This window comes from Ihubacter massiliensis, assembly GCF_024125305.1.
Classification (GTDB): Bacteria; Bacillota; Clostridia; order Peptostreptococcales; family Anaerovoracaceae; genus Hominibacterium; species Hominibacterium faecale.
Genome location: NZ_JAMXVH010000001.1, coordinates 1,021,678 through 1,039,362, shown reverse-complemented (window position 1 = coordinate 1,039,362; position 17,685 = coordinate 1,021,678). Strand labels below are relative to the sequence as shown.

Here is a 17,685-nt window from a genome sequence, read left to right as displayed (position 1 = left end):
TAAGTTAGAACTAAAATCTAGCTTGAGGGCAGTTGTTTTTTTTCAGCAAGTTTGCCTCAGAACTTCCTTTTCAATACGTTCTCAATCTTTTCATTTGTGAAAGGGAGCAGGCGGAGAGCTTAGATAACTGGTTGGAATTTTCAGAATTATACATAAATAATATTTATGACACGATAAACTTTAATAATTAGACAAAACGGTGAATAAGGTAGACAATATAAGAAATCAATATAACATTAGAGAGGATCCAAAGGAGGCTTTGATATGGGCTATAAACTGGATTTTGAGGAGGCAGATCGCATCTTTGACGCACTGCGGGATGAGTTCGAGATCTGGGCTCCGAAAAGATTCGTCGGTAAGGGGAGATACTCTGATACCGATATCATTCGTTACGATCAAGTACATACGGCAGGAGAAATCGAGTTTCACGAAAAGTCGGATTTTCCAGCAAAAGAAGTTTTAACACCGATTACGGAGACCTTGTTTTATTTCACAGAAGACGAGTACAGGGCTAGTAAAGAAACGAAAAAGAAATTGCTTATTTTTATGCGGCCCTGTGATGTGCATGCAAAATACCATCAGGAAAAGATTTATCTGCAGAACGGAGACTTTGCCGATTCCTATTACCAGCGAATGAGTGAGAAAGTTAAGGTTGTGCTGATGGAATGCGGTGAAGGCTGGGATACCTGCTTCTGTTCCAGCATGGGTACGAATCGGACAGAAGACTATGCTGCTGCCGTACGGGAGGATCAAGGAACGCTGCTAATACAAGTAAAGGATGAAGCGCTGGAGTCTTATTTCCGGGATTGCGCCTCTGCTTCGTTTGCGCCTTCATTTGTTGAAAACAACCAACTTCAGGTATCCATTCCGGAAATACCGGATCAGGAGGTTTTGACTGAATTAAAGAGCCATTCCATGTGGGACGAATTTAATAAACGCTGTGTTTCCTGCGGAGCCTGTACCCTCGCATGCAGTACATGTACCTGCTTTACTGCCAGCGATATTATCTATCAGGAGAATACAAGCGCCGGCGAACGCAAGCGGACTTCCGCATCGTGCCAAATTAAAGGATTTACCGATATGGCAGGGGGGATTGTATTCCGTGATTCTGCGGGAGAACGAATGAGATATAAAGTTCTTCATAAATTCCATGATTACAAGGCCCGCTTCCACGATTTTCATATGTGTGTCGGATGCGGCAGATGCATCAGCCGATGCCCGGAATTGATTTCGATTGCAGCTACAGTAGAGAAAATGGCTGCTGCTGTGGATGAAATCACAGCCAAACGCAGTGCAGAAGGAGGAAGATAATCATGGATAATATCATTCAGCCCGTAGCCTGTGAGATCTTGGATATCAAACAGGAAAGCAAGCAAGAATATACCTTTAAAGTAAAGACCGATATCCGGCCTGCCCACGGTCAGTTCCTCCAGCTTTCAATCCCCAAAATAGGAGAGGCGCCCATATCGGTCAGTAGCTTTGGCGATGGATGGATGGAGTTTACCATTCGTTCCGTTGGAAAAGTTACCAATGAGATTTTCGCAAAGCGTCCGGGAGATGAGCTGTTCCTGAGGGGTGCGTATGGAAACGGGTGGCCGATGGAAACCTTCCAGAGGAAACATATGGTTATCATTACGGGAGGAACCGGGCTGGCCCCTGTCAGAAGCATGCTGCGCAAGTTTGAGCAAGAACCGGATTATACGAAAAGTGTTCATTTGATCTGCGGATTTAAAAATCAAGAGGGGATCCTGTTTCGTAATGAATTGGAAACGTGGAAAAATCATTTTTCAACTATATATGCATTGGATAACGAAAACTTTCCAGGCTGGCGCAAAGGTTTTGTAACGGAATTTGTCAAAGAAATCCCCTTTGACACGTTCGATGATGCATACGAAGTAGTTGTGGTCGGTCCGCCGCCGATGATGAAATTTACCGCTATGGAATGTACCAAATGCGGCGTGCCGGATGAAAAAATTTGGCTTTCCTTTGAACGCAAGATGTCCTGTGCGGTAGGAAAGTGCGGCCACTGTCGGATCGATGAAGTTTATGTATGTCTGGATGGGCCGACGTTTAATTATACCCGGGCCAAATATTTGGTGGATTAAGGGAAGGAGATAATGGAAATGAATCATGATATTGATGTAAAGAAAGTTCGCACCAACTGTTTCCGCCAGTCCAAGGTGCCGGGCGAATTTATGCTGCAAATGCGCGTGCCCGGTGCAGTGATCAATGCCCAGCATTTGAAAACAGTAGCAGAGATCTGCCAGCGGTGGGGAAACGGATCCTTTCATATGGGAACCCGCCAAACTTTGGATGTACCAGGAATTAAATACGAAAATATTGAAAAGGTCAATGAATACATCCGAGAATATATCGAGGAAGTGGATGTGACCATCTGCGGATGCGACATGGAAGCGACTCAGTATGGTTATCCCACCATCGGCGCTCGTAATGTTATGGCATGCATTGGCAACACCCATTGCATAAAAGGAAATGCCAATACCTATGAGATGGCGAAAAAAATTGAAAAGCTGGTATTTCCGTCCCACTATCATATTAAAGTTTCCGTAGCCGGATGCCCCAACGACTGTGCCAAGGCCAATTTTAATGATTTTGGGGTGATCGGAATCAATAAACAAGTTTATGATTACGATCGCTGTATTGGCTGCGGCTCTTGTGTTGATGCATGTCAATCTCATGCAACCGGTGTCCTGTCTCTTAATGAAAATGGAAAAATCGACAAGGACCCATGCTGCTGCGTTGGCTGCGGAGAATGCACATTAATCTGTCCGACGGGAGGATGGACCCGGGATCCAAAGAAATTATACCGAGTTACCTTGGGAGGAAGAACGGGAAAACAGACGCCCAGATCCGGCAAACTGTTTCTCAACTGGGTCACAGAAGAGGTGGTTCTGGGAATGTTTGCAAACTGGCAGAAATTTTCTGCTTGGGCCCTGGACTACAAACCGGAATATCTCCACGGAGGCCATCTGATTGATCGGGTAGGATATAAAGAGTTTGTAAAACATATCTTTGAAGGCGTGGAATTCAATCCGGAGGCAAAGGTAGCCGATGATATTTACTGGGCGGAAAACGAGCAGCGGAGCAATATCCATGTCATGCCTCTTTCCCAGCATAAACATGCGGGACCTCAGGAAAAATCAATGAAATAAACGGTAGCAGCTTTCAATGATTAAGTCCCATTTGATTGGAGCTTAGTGCTGCGGAGGATCCATATACACGAAAAACCGGTTTTCAACTATGAAGCCGGTTTTTTCACGGTCCTGTAACTATTGTTGAATTTCAGTGGATGTGGTAAACTAAAGGACAATGATTCGCAGAAAGGAGCCCAACTATGATCACAGATACGGAAGGCATCATACTCAAACAGATAAAAGCCGCATATGGACGCCGTATGGTCCTATTGTTTTCAAAAAAATACGGAAAGATCAGCGCGGGAACCAGCATCAGCGAAAAGGGCAGGAATAAATCGGCGCTGGCTATGCGCCCCTTCACTTACGGCCGCTACGAACTCTTTAAAAACAGAGACAGCTACAATATCAACGGCGCGGAAGTGCTAAAAAGCTACTATCGGATCGGGGAAGATGTAGACAAGTATATGAACAGCTCCTACGTTTTGGAATTTACCGAAAAACTGCTGGTGGAAGAACAACCCTCACAGGCCTTGTTCAGCCTGATTTTGGACTTTTTTAGCGTCATGGAAAAACGGCAAAAAAGCCATGGAACCTTGGTTTTGGGTTATGAAGTAAAAGCACTGAAGATCATGGGGGTTATGCCCCGACTGGATCGGTGCTGCCTCTGCGGACAATTCTGCGGCCAGGAAAATCCGCCGGTGTATCTCAGCATAAAAGATGGAGGGATTATCTGCGAAAAATGCGGTACTGCCGTTGAAATTAGTAGCAATGATACATTGATTTATCCGATTAGTTTTGGTATAGTAGATATATTAAAGTACTTTGCGGACAATTCTCTGAAAAACTTTGAACTTCTGGCTTTGGATGAGAAGGTCCAAAAAAAGCTGCAGGCCATGATCAGGCGGTATGCAGCGTATCATTTAGATATTGGTGATTTAAAGAGCGAAAGCTTTTTAACGGAGTATTAATACCAGGAGGTTGAACATGGAGATTACATTAGAAAAGATTGAATTAGTCAAGGACAGAACAGGTGTGAGCTATGCGGAAGCAAAGGAAGCACTGGAAGCTGCTGATGGCAGTGTAGTAGATGCGATTATCAGCATCGAGGAGACTATTGACAGCAAGGAAAGCAAATCCTTCAGCAGACAGGGGACTGCCGTATTGGATAACCTGAAAGAACTGATCAAGAAGGGAAACGTTTCCAAGATCGTTGTAAAAAGAGAGGATGAGGTAATCCTCAACATCCCGGTGAACCTGGGAATTATCGGAACAGTCGTTGCTCCGTGGGGCGCTGTTTTAGGCGTGATCGCGGCGTTTGGATTCAAATGTACCGTTGAAGTTGTAAAAGATGACGGTACGATCATCGATGTAAGCGATACAGTTTCCGATACAGTAGAGAACGTAGTTGAAAAGGGCAGCGTTGTGGCCGATGAAGTGAAAGAAAAGGGGTCCGATCTTTATCAGGACGTAAAGGAAAGAAGTTCCGACATTTATCAGAATGCCAAAGCAAAGGCCTCCGATGCCATCAGTAAAGTAAAGAAAGAAAAAGAAGACATCGATTTTTCCAGCTGCTTTGATGAAGCGGGCGATATTGCAGATGATATTAAGGATGAAGCAGAAGAGATCATTGATGACTTGGAAGATGGTGTAGAAGACATCAAAGAGAATATTGAAGATAAACTCAACGATAAATAAAAAACAATATAGAAATGGTAGGTAAGTAAACAGCAATGAGTAAAGAAGTGACGATGGACAAAATTACTGCTTTGGCCAAAAACCGGGGATTCGTGTATCCGGGCTCCGAAATATACGGCGGCCTGGCCAATACATGGGATTATGGCCCCCTGGGCGTTGAATTCAAAAACAACGTAAAAAAGGCCTGGTGGAAAAAGTTTGTGCAGGAATCCAAGTACAACGTAGGACTGGACGCAGCGATTCTCATGAACCCGCAGACTTGGGTGGCTTCCGGCCACGTAGGAGGATTCGCGGATCCTTTGATCGACTGCAAGGCTTGCAAATCCAGATTCAGAGCCGACCAGCTGATCGAAGAATACCTAAAAGATGAGGGCATCACCGACATTACTGTGGACGGATGGTCCAATGAAAAGCTGGAAGCATTCATCCAGGAAAAGGGCATCAAATGCCCGGACTGCGGAAAGCAGGATTTTACAGGAATCCGCCAGTTCAACCTGATGTTCAAAACCTTTCAGGGTGTAACGGAGGATTCCAAATCGGAACTCTTTTTAAGACCTGAAACAGCTCAAGGTATCTTCGTAAATTTCCGAAACGTGCAGAGAACGTCTCGAAAAAAGATTCCGTTCGGCATCGCTCAGATTGGAAAATCTTTTAGAAACGAGATTACTCCGGGCAACTTCACATTCAGAACCCGAGAGTTCGAGCAAATGGAGCTGGAATTTTTCTGCGCTCCGGGAACGGATTTGGAATGGTTCTCCTATTGGAAGGACTATTGTGTCAACTTCCTGAAGAATCTGGGTATGAAAGACGAAAATATCCGTCTGCGGGACCACGAAAAAGAAGAACTTTCCCATTACAGCAACGCTACGACCGACATTGAGTACCTCTTCCCGTTCGGCTGGGGCGAACTGTGGGGAATCGCCGACCGGACCGACTTCGACCTGAAACAGCACATTGAACATTCCGGACAGGAAATGAACTATGTGGATTCTGAGACCGGCGAAAAATATGTACCTTACTGCATTGAGCCGTCTTTGGGTGCTGACCGTGTGGCGTTAGCTTTCCTCGTAGACGCTTATGATGAAGAAGTGCTGACCGACAGCAAGGGAAAAGAAGACGTTCGAACCGTACTTCGCTTTCATCCGGCGCTGGCTCCGTTCAAGGCTGCGGTGCTGCCTTTGGCCAAAAAGCTGGCGCCGATCGCAGAACCGATCCACGAGGAACTGTCCAAATATTTCACCGTCGATTATGACGCTTCCGGATCCATTGGAAAACGTTATAGAAGAGAAGATGAGATCGGTACGCCATTCTGTATATGCGTGGATTTTGATACGGCTGAAGACGGCTGCGTGACCATCCGCGATAGAGACACGATGGAACAAGTTAGAATTCCTGTAGAACAGGTTAAAAGCTATATAGAAGAAAAACTAATTTTTTAAGCAAGGGAGATTTAAAAAGTGGAAAAGAAAAAGTTTGTTTACTCGTTCAATGAGGGCTCAAAGGATATGAAAGACCTGTTGGGCGGAAAAGGTGCTAATCTTGCGGAAATGACCAAAATTGGCCTGCCTGTACCGTTTGGATTTACGGTAACGACTGAAGCCTGCAACCGCTACTATGAAGAAAATCAGACTATCGCAGACGACATCGTAGCTGATATCTTTGAGAAACTTTCCGATCTTGAACATGTGACCGGAAAGCAGTTCGGCAGTGTGGAAAATCCGCTGCTGGTATCTGTTCGTTCCGGCGCAAAGATTTCCATGCCTGGTATGATGGATACCATCCTCAATCTTGGTCTCAACGACAACACGGTTGAAGGACTGGCAAAGCTGACTGAAAATCCGAGATTTGCTTATGATAGCTACAGAAGATTCATCCAGATGTTCGGCGATGTTGTCATGGAAATTCCAAAAACAAAGTTTGATGCCATTTTCGATTCCAAGAAGGAAAAGGAAGGCTGCGAATTTGACGTGGACCTGACGACCGAACATTTGCAGGACATCATTGTCAATTATAAAAAATTAGTAAAAGAAGAAATGGGAAGAAACTTTCCGCAGGAGCCGAAGGATCAGCTGATGGAAGCGGTTATGGCCGTATTCCGTTCTTGGAATAACGAAAGAGCTATCCTTTACAGACAGCTCAACGACATCCCGGGCAGCATCGGTACTGCAGTAAATGTACAGTCTATGGTATTCGGCAATATGGGAGATACATCCGGCACCGGCGTTGCTTTCACAAGAAACCCGGCCAACGGCGAAAAGAAACTCTTCGGCGAATTCCTGGTAAACGCCCAGGGCGAAGACGTAGTAGCCGGTATCCGTACCCCGCAGCCGATCGCAGAGATGGCGGAAGCTTTCCCGGAAGTCTATAAAGAATTCACAAGAATTTCAGAACTGTTGGAAAAGCATTATACAGACATGCAGGATATGGAATTCACCGTTGAAAGAAATAAACTATTCATGCTTCAGACAAGAAACGGTAAGCGGACAGCTGCAGCTGCGGTAAAGATTGCCGTAGACATGGAAAAAGAAGGTCTGATCGACAAGAAAACGGCTGTTACCCGACTGGAACCGGCTATGATCGACCAGCTGCTCCACCCGAAATTCGATGACGCAGAGCTGGCTGCTGCAGAAAGACTGACCAAAGGACTTCCCGCATCCCCGGGCGCTGCTACAGGAAAGATTTACTTCAATGCTGCCGATGCGGTAGCTGCTGTAGAAAACGGTAATCCTGCGGTCTTAGTAAGACTGGAAACTTCTCCGGAAGACCTGGCTGGCATGGTTGCAGCAGAAGGTATCCTTACTGCAAGAGGCGGTATGACTTCTCATGCGGCCGTCGTTGCCAGAGGCATGGGAAAATGCTGCGTATCAGGATGCGCGGAAATCAAAGTAGATGAAGAAGCAAAAACATTGACCATCGGATCAGACGTGTTCAAAGAAGGCGACTACATTTCTCTGGACGGTACGGCCGGCGAAGTACTGAAAGGCCAGATCAAGACGGTTCCGCCAGAACTGTCCGGCGACTTTGGCACGATTATGCAGTGGGCCGATGAAATCAGAACCCTGAAAATCAGAACCAATGCTGACAACCCGAGAGATGCCAAACAGGCCGTTGATTTTGGGGCAGAAGGAATTGGACTGTGCAGAACTGAGCATATGTTCTTTGAAGAAGAACGTATTCCGGCTGTAAGAAGAATGATCCTGGCAGACTCGGAAGAAGAAAGAAGAGAAGCTTTGTCCTTCCTGCTGCCTTATCAGAAGAGCGACTTCAAGGGCATTTATGAAGCAATGGGTGACAGACCGGTAACGATCCGTCTGCTGGATCCGCCGCTTCACGAGTTCCTGCCTCATACAGACGAAGAAATCAAACAGCTGTCTGCCCAGATCAATGTTCCATATGAAAAATTGGCGAAAAAGACAGAAGAACTCCACGAGTTCAACCCAATGCTGGGACACCGTGGATGCCGTCTTGCCGTTACTTATCCGGAAATTGCCGAGATGCAGGCGGAAGCCATCATCATGGCAGCCATCGAAGTAAGAAAAGAACAGGGCCTGGATATTGTTCCGGAAATCATGATTCCGCTGGTAGGCCTGAAGAAAGAACTGGCTGACGTCAAAGCAACTGTTGTTCAGACAGTAGAAAAGGTTATGGAACGGGAAGGCGTGAAATTCGATTACCTGATCGGAACCATGATTGAAATCCCAAGAGCAGCTCTGACAGCTGACGAAATCGCAGAAGAAGCGGAATTCTTCTCCTTCGGTACCAATGACTTGACACAGATGACCTTTGGTTTCTCCAGAGACGATACGGGCCAGATCATTCGGGAATACAGAGACAAGGGCATCTTTGACGATGATCCGTTCCAGTCCATCGACCAGGTCGGCGTAGGCCAGCTGGTGAAGATGGCGGTTGAAAAGGGTAAAGCCACCAGACCCAACATTAAGCTGGGCATCTGCGGCGAACACGGCGGAGATCCAAAATCCATCGAGTTCTGCCACAACATCGGACTTCAGTATGTATCCTGTTCCCCGTTCCGAGTGCCAATTGCACGGCTGGCAGCCGCGCAGGCAGCTGTGAAAGCTGAAAAATAGGAACCTTTGTAGTAGAAGAAGGATCATTAAGTTAGAGTGACTTAAAACATAAAACCGTTTGCTTGTTACATAGAGCAAACGGTTTTATTTTTTCGCCGCCGGGTTACATCATGCTGCTGGTCGCGGTGATCTCCTTGCGGGTGTGTACATTGCCAACCTCAGACAAAAGGAAAAATGACAAGAAAAACAACCAATTGACGAAATTTGGGTCAAAATGATTAGAATGTTCTGAAAACATTGACAATTTTTGCTCAAAAGAATAGACTGAATTTATCATTACCAAAGGAGGCTCCCAATGCTTATCAAAAATCAGCAATTACTGAAAAGCACACCGCAGCAGCTTGCCCGCAAAGAAAAAATCATCCGTCTCGCCCGCTCTGCATCGGACGGAGCGTGCTATCTATCACCGCTGGAGGAGAGCCACGCCCAATATATGCGGGATTTTTTTGCTGGCATGACAAAGGAAAACTTTCCATGCACTGTTTCCTGTATGGAACGTACTGGTGCAATCGCCAGAGAAAAAGGCCTGCGCCGGGTGACGGGGGACGACCTGTCAGACGGCTGGTCAGACGGGATTTTTGTAAAGAACGTGGAGCAGAAAGCAGGAAACTACCGGATCGCTGCCGGTGCTACAGCTGTCCATCCCATCTGGGAGATGGCGCTGGAAGTGGATTACTATGCCTTGGAGGAAGGAATACCGGTTCTTATCGAAGAAGGAATTCCTTCTTTTTCCTTTCCTGCGGAACAAAATGTTGACGCCTGGCTGGAGATTTCGCCAAAATCCCTTTTGAAAGAGCCTGGAGGGATCCTCATGACGGCTTGTTTTATCGGTCAGGACGACATTTTACGATTCAAGGTAAAGACCCTGGAATTTGCTTCCTTTGCCGAAAACTTTGACATGCTTTCCAAGATCCATGTGCTGGATCCGGTGAAAAAACATGAACAGGCGGAAAAGCAAGATGAGTTTATCATTGTCTGCTATGATAGGGCGCCCAGTTCTTTGGAAGCGTATGATTATCTGCTCTATTATACGCAGGGTGATTTTTACATACCCAGCCGGGGGCAGGCGGTCTTTGCGGATAAGAATCAGCGCTTCGTGAAAGCCCTGAGTGTCTGGAGCCCCGGATCTTCTTCAACCCTTTCCCTGGTACGCAAGAGCGGAGGCGGACTGGCTGCCTTTGAAAACGAGCCGGATAAAGATTTTTCCCAGTTTTTCTCCATCTATATTGATCCTGATACTAAACTTCCGGGCTTTCAGTGGGACTTTAAGAACGCCCGCTGGCAGGCCAAAAATCCGCTGCCGATCATGGAAATTCTGGAGGCGGACTATCAGCTTACGGTCAGCTATCAGGTGGCCGGATCCGAGGACGTTTATCACATGATGGTCTATACCGGAGAAATCCCTGAGGGGGAAGATAAACCGATCGCACCCATCAAACTATACTGGGGCTGCCTTTGCCGGGACACCTTGATTACAATGGCCGATCAGTCGGTGAAAAAGATTCAGAATATGAAAGCGGGCGACCTGGTGTATTCGGACGGCGGCCCGCTGCGTGTCCGGGAGTTGGTCACAGGAACGGAACGGAAGGGCGTTTACAAGCTGACAGCGGGCAAGGATGGCGAAAAAGCTATGGAGCTTTCTCTTACCGGGGAGCACCCGCTGATCACCGACCAGGGGGTCCGCGCCCTGCTGCGCATAAAGTCCTATATTGATGATCATGGAAACGTGGCCTTCCATCAGCGTCTCAAGCGGCAGGACGGAGAATTTGTCCCCATCCGTTCCCTGGAATTGGCCGTGGTGGATGATAATACGGTGTACAATCTGGAGTTGGAATCTGCAAACGGAGAGCGGATCCCAGTGGAGAAAGGCGTGTTTTACGCCAATGGTCTGGCTGTGGGCGATAACCAGATGCAGGGATACGCTGCGGAACTGGACCTTGAAGAAAAGCGGCAAGAAAACGGCCTCCCAGTGAGCTGGGAAACCGATGTAGCCGCAGTAGAACGATATTTTCGCGGACCGGACAGGAGTGTGATCTTATGGAAAAAGTAAAAGCGGACCAAAATTACGATGACCAAGCGGTAAGATTAGATTGGGGCGATGGCACGGACGAAGGGAATGGAGCGGTCAGCGATCCGGCTCTGCCTCCTGATATAACAAAGATTTTGTGCAAGATCGCAGGCACCGAAGGGTCCTACCAGGTGTTCTGGAGCCCGCAAAAGGGGGTGACTACTTACCAGCTGGCTGTGTTTCGCTATGAAGAACTGGTAGGTGAAACAGTTGCGGTGACAGGAACCTCCGGCACCATTACCAGAACCGTATCCGATGACGCCCAGTATTATATCGGTGTGGCGCCTTCTGACAACCCGGCGGCGTACAAGAAAATTCCCGTATTTTCCACAGCGCCGGTTCAGTTAAATCAGGTACGGGTGTTAAAGGATGCAGCTATCGAAGTAGATTACGCCTTTCCCGGCATGATCACCGATCTGGTGCAGGTTTCCCTGACAAATACCGAACAGTCTATTCAAAAAACAGTAGAGCTGGTCCCATATGCATGCCAAATCCGTTTTAAGGAGCACGGATTGCCGGCATTGGAAGACTATACCTTAACTCTGGGAGCAGAAAACCGGGTTGAGAAAACCAAGGTTCATTATGAGCCCGCAGATTCCTGCGCAGTGCATCTGCCCCGGCCTGAATTTACCAGGCTGGAGGCGACAGCGGATACGGCCGCAGAGCGCTCCTTTTCCCTTTCCGCTCCCGGCGGGTTTTGGAAAGGCGGAAAGCTGGCGGTCTTTCTGTACGCGGGAAGCACGCTTTTGTGGAGCAAGGCCAAAGTCGACGCTCTGGCTGACGGGAGCTACACCATTTCCATACCTCAGGGCGCTTTTTCTGTCGGAACAGAGGGCGGCTTTTTTGTTCGATTTCAGGTTGAAAAAGATCAGGTTCTATCCCTGCCCTCCATGCCGGTAAGGCTGCTGCTTTCTGTACCGGAGCCGGTAAAATGCCATTACACGGCAGCGGATACGGTTTGCTTCCATTTCCGAAGAAACTGCGGCTTTCCCCATGGCATGGCAGCTGCTGCCAAGGAGAAAACATATGCCCTTTCACCGGACCTAAAGGGAGGGGAGGAGCTGGTATCTCTGCCCTTGGATACAGGCAGCCCGGTGGCTTTTTCCTATACCAGCGGCATTTCCCAGGGGAAGGCCTGCCCGGCCCAAAACAGACTTCATCCGGCCTTTTATCTCTTCGGTGATGCGTCCCCCTGCATCTGCAAAAGCCAGACACCGAATTTGGACCAGAGCGGGGCGATCACCGTTGCCCTGGATAGCGGGCTGGGGATCAAGACCGAGCTTTCAAAAACCTATTTTAAGCTTTTATCCAAAGACAGCGGTTACGTCCTAGAAATCGCTAAGGAGGCATGGGACTTTTCCGATAAAGCCGTGCGCCAGGCGATTAAAGAGGACTTTCAAGGGTTTTTAATTGAGATGGAGGAAAAGGCTTTTACGGCTGGGCAGATTCTCGCTGTCCGCGGCCTGGCAGAGGACTATCTTCCCCAGTCCATGGAGGAATTTTTATATTACCACGGTCACTTGGATAACAATTTCGTGGAGCTGTTTCCTGGGCTGACCATAAAGGCGGACCAGCAAACCTACCAGTATGTGGGGGATACGGGGGCGGCCTTGTATGTCAACGGCTATACGGGAACCGGCACCAAATACGCGCCCGTCAGCCGGAAAAAAGGCAAGCTTTGCCTGGATCCATTTGTCACCCTGCTTTCGGAAGGGGACTATGTAGAAGACTTAGAGCAGCCAACCATGGAAAGCGGTCTGTGCGCCTTTGGCGGCGGAAGCGTTACGGATTTGAACGCTTGCGGAATCGCCAGGGAATACGCGGGCATTCTCTACCCGGATCATTTCCCATCTGCTGAAAAAGAGGGGGCTCCCCAGGTATGTAAAAATCCCGCGGTTCTGTCCGCTTCCAGCTACAAGGCTTTGGCAGCAAATCTTTCCGCTTTCCGTAAGACCGGGGTGCCAGAATCGGGAGCATCGGCTGTTTATCTGCGGGGCAGGACCCAGCTTACGCCATGTATGCCGGTCACCGTCAATGGCTTTCTCCATCAGATGCCACTGGGCAGTACCCTCTGCGATCTTGCGCCGCTGACCGGACTTTTGGAGCCGCGGCAGGAGCCGGCTGTTTACCGGTGTGGTCTGCCGGTGTATACGTTCCACATGACAGGAAGCTGGAGCGGCGACTTTTATTTGTATCCCGGTGATGTAATAAGCTGGAAGTAGGTGATGAGATGTGCCAGTGGAAGGAGACAGGAGAAGCTTATCTTTATGCCCATGACAGCTGCGGGGATAAAGTATTTTTCCACACCAGACAGGGACAGCCCCTTTCCCTTACCGACGGGTTTCATAAGACGGATTTTGTGCTGGTCTTTACCGGGCGGCCGGTGGAAAAAGAGGCATTAAAAAAACTGAAAGAGGCTTTAGATGTTCATGGGACAGAGCAGCCGGGCTGCTTTCTGGTTTTCATAGAAAAGGACATTTTGCCGAGGGAAAACTGGCAGCGGCTGCCCCTGAAGCCTGGGGCGGCCGGCGGTGTTTTTAGTCTGGGAAAAAGCGTAACCTTTTTCATTGGCGAGTATGCTCTGGAACTGAAAAAGAACAGCTTCCTTTCCGTATTGGCCGGGCAGGACGGCGACGAGCAGCTCCAGATCAGCGCTGCTGCGCCGGGATCCGGCGGGGCCGATTATGGAGCGGAGTTTTTGCGGGACGGCGGCCTGGCGTGCCGAATGGAGCGCTGTCTGCTGCTGATGGAAGGACAAAGCGCGGGATGCTTTTCCTTCGCTGCGGCCGGGGCGATTACCATGGAGAGCCTGCGGGCCGGAATCTGGTACGGCTTGCAGAGAGAAGCACCTGCCCGCGGGCGGGAAATCGATGCTTTCTTTGACCAGGTGCTGGAACCGGATTTTCCGATCACAGAGCTGGAGGTCCGGTTGGATGTGCTGAATCCGCTGGATAAAGAACGCAGCTTTTTCTGGCTCCCCAAAGGCCGATGGCGTACTAATTTTCCAATCTATCTATCACCTGAGAACCTGGAGCTGGAGACGGAAGAACGGGAGGCAAAGCTGGTCTTTTCCAGAAGAAGGACGGAGGTTAAGCTGCCCTCGTACCGGTATTATCTGACCTTTGACGGCGCTTTTACCATAAAAAGTCCGGCGGGCAGTCTGTGCGCGGGTCTCAGCGGCCAGGAGTATGTGGACTTTGAGGCGGACAGCCGTCTCTTTTTCATCAGCGGCAAACAGGCTTATTTTCCGCTGCAAGAGCAGTCTTTTGCGTCCGGCCTGCCCAGCGGCGATACGGCTTACGTTGCTTTGGAAAAGGGAACCTATTATTCCCAGGCTCAGGACTGCGCTTTTTATGCCATGAGCAATGAGGCGGGGGTCCTGGATTATGCGGAGATTCCCTTTCAGAAGATCGGAAAGGACGATTGTTTCCCCCTTCTCCCTGTGGGAACATCCGGCGGGCAGCACGGGGCGGCAAAAAAGCAGCAGGCGTATGATGCGATGAAAGCCCTCGATGAACGGCGGCTGGCGGCTCTCCGAAACCGGCTGTTAGGCGCGCGGCCGCTGTCTTTGGATGGAATGGGAGAGGCAATGAAGGTTTTGAGCACCAAGGGGCTTTATCTCACGCAGACACCGGGGAAGGATTACTTTGACACGCTGGAATTCTGTGAGAAGTTCCGTTTTGCCAAGGTTTCCGGGTTTTTGAAGCAGGCGCTTTTGGCTTCCCATGCTTTTTTGGTTATTGATAACCCAGAGGAATTTTCCAAATACGCCTCGGTCATGCCGGAATCACCGCCTCTTTCCCTCGACGGCTGGACCTTTTCTCTGGATAGCGCTGGTTGGAAGGATAATCAGACCTTCTTGCTTTTAAAATACACCTCCCATAAATCCATACGGGCCCTTGCTGATGCTCCCGCCGAATGGTCTTATCCGCCCGATACCGGAGATTTGAGGGGAAAGGGAGCCGCATCTCTGCAGGCGATCCTCAAGGAGCTGGACGAGGTTGATAAGGAAAATGCCGCCTTCGACGATCTTCGGGCCATTTTAGAGGACCCGCTATGGTGCGGGACCATCGCTTTTTCCGTTCCCGTGGAAGGAAATCAGCTGCCGGATAATTTGAAATTCTTGCTGCGCCTGCGGGAGGGCGGGAAGCTGCTGGCCCATCACATGATCTTCGAGAGCAGAAGTCTGGACGAAAAAGGCATTTTAAGCCCGGGTCAGATCAGCGGGATCATCGCTTATGAAGACCCGGAGCATCCGATTTTGACAGAACCCTGGGAGTTTTATTACAAGCTGGACCAGCTGCAGGTTGTATTCCGTCAGTCCCAGGTCTTTGATTTTTCCTGCCGCCTCTCGCTGACACTGCAATATTTTCTCGGCTCCCCCCTATTCGCGGTGGGTGGGTCCTGCGGAAATTATATGATTGTTACAGGTAGAATGGCAGAGAATCAGGACGCGCCGGGAGTCAGCGATTATTTATTTGAGCTTGCGGAGCGGATCGAGTATTTTACAGACAATGCGTTCTACAGTGGTCTTTGCGTGGACAAGGTTACCCTGACCTCCTCGGCGGCAGAAGAGCGGGCCTCCTTTTTCCTGGCAGGGCGGCTGAAATTCGTGCTGCTGGATTCCGATGTGCTGAGCTACGGAGACCCTAAGCCGGATCCCAAGGCGATGGAAACAGAAAGCGGAAAGGAGGATACCGGCCTGGTCTTTTCCGATCTGCTTTTGTTGGAGAAAAAGGGTAGCATCGCCGTTCACACGGGTACCATGAAATACCATTATGAGAACAGCGTGCCCAGAGCCGGATCGCTGGCAGAGCAGTTTCCGATCCATGTGACGGATTTTCTCACCGGTTCGGCGGGCGTTACGCCGGAGTCTCTGGGCTATGCGGGGATTCAGGCAGAAGGTATCCATCAGGAAGCCCTTGCGGATACTTGGTCTGCGGTCTGCTGGCAGATCGATCTGGGCGACTTGGGCGCTTTGTCGACAGCCAGCAATTTAAAGCTTTCCCTTTTGACGGCCTGGAGCGTGGGAGCGGTGGATCGTCAGGGAGACGGCGGTGTCACCACCGGGACGGCCAGCGGGTACATCGGAGCAAAGCTAGGCAATTTTCAGGGTGTCAGCGGCATGGTCCCGCTGGAAGGCATCTTGTCCCTCGGTTTTGATGCTGTGGAGCTGAAACGTTCTGCAGCCGGTGAATTTTATCTCCATTTCCGGGATTTTTCCCTGAAGTTTCTCAAATATACTTTTCCCAGCGGCAATAATGATATTTATCTTTTTCCCGGACCCAACAGGGACGGCAAGCTGGGGTGGTACGCGGCGTATGAAAAGGAGGGCGAGAAGAACCATGTATATTAAAGTGACCGGACTTTATATCGGCCAGGGAATGTCCAATCTGGTGGAGGTTTACGAAAACAAAGCTGACGCCACGGCAGCCAACCCGGTGTTCAAGGGCCTGGTCCTCATCGACTGCGGCACCTTTGGCAAAGACGGTAAACCGGCCCATGCGCCAAACGAACCGGACAGGCCCATTGCCCTTAATTATATCGAACGTAAAATAAGGCAGAACAACGGCGCTTTGTCAGCGCTGGTTTTGAGCCATCTGGACCAGGACCACATTAACAAGATCATCAGGCTTACAGGCGAACGCCAGGACGGCCCTCTGCAGCGGATCGGGACGGTGCTCATCGGAGGGACAGCTAAGAAATTCAATGCGAAAAAAAACGTTTTTACAGGGGGAGCCGGTGTGGCGGGCCTTTCGTCTATTGCGAGGAAAATGGCGGTCGCTTTGAAAAAGATCTGCAACAATATCCGAATTTTTTCCGTTATCGACGGATACGTGCAAAAGGATTGCAATTTTTTGGACTTTAAAGGGACAACCGGCAATCAAGACGAACTGCGGTTTCGGATTCTGGCAAATCGCAGCCTGCCTGCCCTTAAGAACGGCGATGACCTTTATATCAATGGAAATTCGGCGGTGATCGTCGCTGAATACATACATCCCCAGGGAGGACATTTCGCGTTCCTGTTTACGGGAGATGCTACGGATGACACCTTCGCTTACATGAATAAGCGGCTGGATAAATTCAGCGCCAAGTATACATTCCTCAACGCTGCAAAAAAAGTGCTCATGCTGCCCCACCATGGGGCGGTGAGAACCGCCTGCCCCGATGGCAAGATGACCAATCGCGATACGCTGGCAGACCAGCTAGCCCAGGCGACTACTTTTGCGGATACGGTAGCGGCTACCCATGTTTTTGCCAGCGCCCATTACAATGCCAAACGCTTTTCACACCCCAACATGGATGTTTTCGATATTTTTTCAGCCCACGCCGATGCCGCGGCGAACCATGAGAATTTTGGCTTTCGGGTCCGGCTGGATGGAGGCGGCGTGCCCATACCGGCACCCGCAGGGGGATTTCCCAGCTACGGCCTCTTTACGATTGACAGCACAAAGGCGGCCTATACGGCCCATACGATCATCACCCGCACCCAGCCACGGCCTCCGGACCCGCCGTTTTCCAAGCCGCTGGTGTCTTACACCTCTGCGAAAGGCGGAGCGTTCCGCATTACCAATCTGCCGGCTGCAGACCATCAGTTTTACAGCCTGATCAGCGAGGTGGAAAACGGAGTCTTTAACAGTGTAATCAGCCAGATTCTGTAAGGATGGTCGAAATGAGG

General features: G+C 49.5%; 11 protein-coding genes. All 11 read left to right on the top strand.

Going from position 1 to position 17,685, the window contains the following annotated elements; genetic code table 11:
- The first annotated feature begins 264 nt into the window (after positions 1 to 264).
- The 11 genes from asrA (at position 265) to NIA71_RS04635 (ending at position 17,668) form a co-directional block, all read left to right on the top strand.
- Positions 265 to 1,311 carry an anaerobic sulfite reductase subunit AsrA gene (gene asrA, locus NIA71_RS04685; RefSeq protein ID WP_148395853.1) on the top strand — a complete coding sequence of 349 codons (1,047 nt, stop codon included), beginning with the start codon at positions 265 to 267 and terminating at the stop codon, positions 1,309 to 1,311.
- 2 nt (positions 1,312 to 1,313) lie between these two features.
- Positions 1,314 to 2,105 carry an anaerobic sulfite reductase subunit AsrB gene (asrB, locus tag NIA71_RS04680; protein WP_253019803.1) on the top strand — a complete coding sequence of 264 codons (792 nt, stop codon included), beginning with the start codon at positions 1,314 to 1,316 and terminating at the stop codon, positions 2,103 to 2,105.
- An 18-nt stretch (positions 2,106 to 2,123) separates the two neighbouring features.
- Positions 2,124 to 3,173, top strand: coding sequence for a sulfite reductase subunit C (gene asrC / locus NIA71_RS04675; protein WP_148395851.1), 1,050 nt, complete (start codon positions 2,124 to 2,126; stop codon positions 3,171 to 3,173).
- A 182-nt stretch (positions 3,174 to 3,355) separates the two neighbouring features.
- Positions 3,356 to 4,123, top strand: coding sequence for a DNA repair protein RecO (gene recO, locus NIA71_RS04670; protein ID WP_148395850.1), 768 nt, complete (start codon positions 3,356 to 3,358; stop codon positions 4,121 to 4,123).
- A gap of 16 nt (positions 4,124 to 4,139) precedes the next feature.
- Positions 4,140 to 4,850 carry a DUF4342 domain-containing protein gene (locus NIA71_RS04665; RefSeq protein ID WP_148395849.1) on the top strand — a complete coding sequence of 237 codons (711 nt, stop codon included), beginning with the start codon at positions 4,140 to 4,142 and terminating at the stop codon, positions 4,848 to 4,850.
- Between the two features lie 35 nt (positions 4,851 to 4,885).
- Positions 4,886 to 6,289 carry a glycine--tRNA ligase gene (locus NIA71_RS04660; protein ID WP_148395848.1) on the top strand — a complete coding sequence of 468 codons (1,404 nt, stop codon included), beginning with the start codon at positions 4,886 to 4,888 and terminating at the stop codon, positions 6,287 to 6,289.
- An 18-nt stretch (positions 6,290 to 6,307) separates the two neighbouring features.
- A complete protein-coding gene (ppdK, locus tag NIA71_RS04655) occupies positions 6,308 to 8,938 on the top strand; it encodes a pyruvate, phosphate dikinase (protein ID WP_148395847.1) in 2,631 nt (876 codons plus the stop codon).
- A gap of 295 nt (positions 8,939 to 9,233) precedes the next feature.
- Complete coding sequence (locus NIA71_RS04650; RefSeq protein WP_227755327.1) at positions 9,234 to 10,988, top strand: hypothetical protein; 1,755 nt, start codon at positions 9,234 to 9,236, stop codon at positions 10,986 to 10,988.
- The gene (locus tag NIA71_RS04645; RefSeq protein WP_253019802.1) at positions 10,976 to 13,228 is read left to right on the top strand and encodes a hypothetical protein; all 2,253 of its coding nucleotides are present in this window, start codon (positions 10,976 to 10,978) and stop codon (positions 13,226 to 13,228) included. Before NIA71_RS04650 ends, NIA71_RS04645 begins: the two co-directional genes overlap by 13 nt.
- An 8-nt stretch (positions 13,229 to 13,236) precedes the next feature.
- Positions 13,237 to 16,362: a hypothetical protein gene (locus NIA71_RS04640; protein ID WP_253019801.1), complete on the top strand. Its 3,126-nt coding sequence runs from the start codon at positions 13,237 to 13,239 to the stop codon at positions 16,360 to 16,362.
- A complete protein-coding gene (locus NIA71_RS04635; protein WP_253019800.1) occupies positions 16,352 to 17,668 on the top strand; it encodes a hypothetical protein in 1,317 nt (438 codons plus the stop codon). Before NIA71_RS04640 ends, NIA71_RS04635 begins: the two co-directional genes overlap by 11 nt.
- Positions 17,669 to 17,685: the final 17 nt, after the last annotated feature.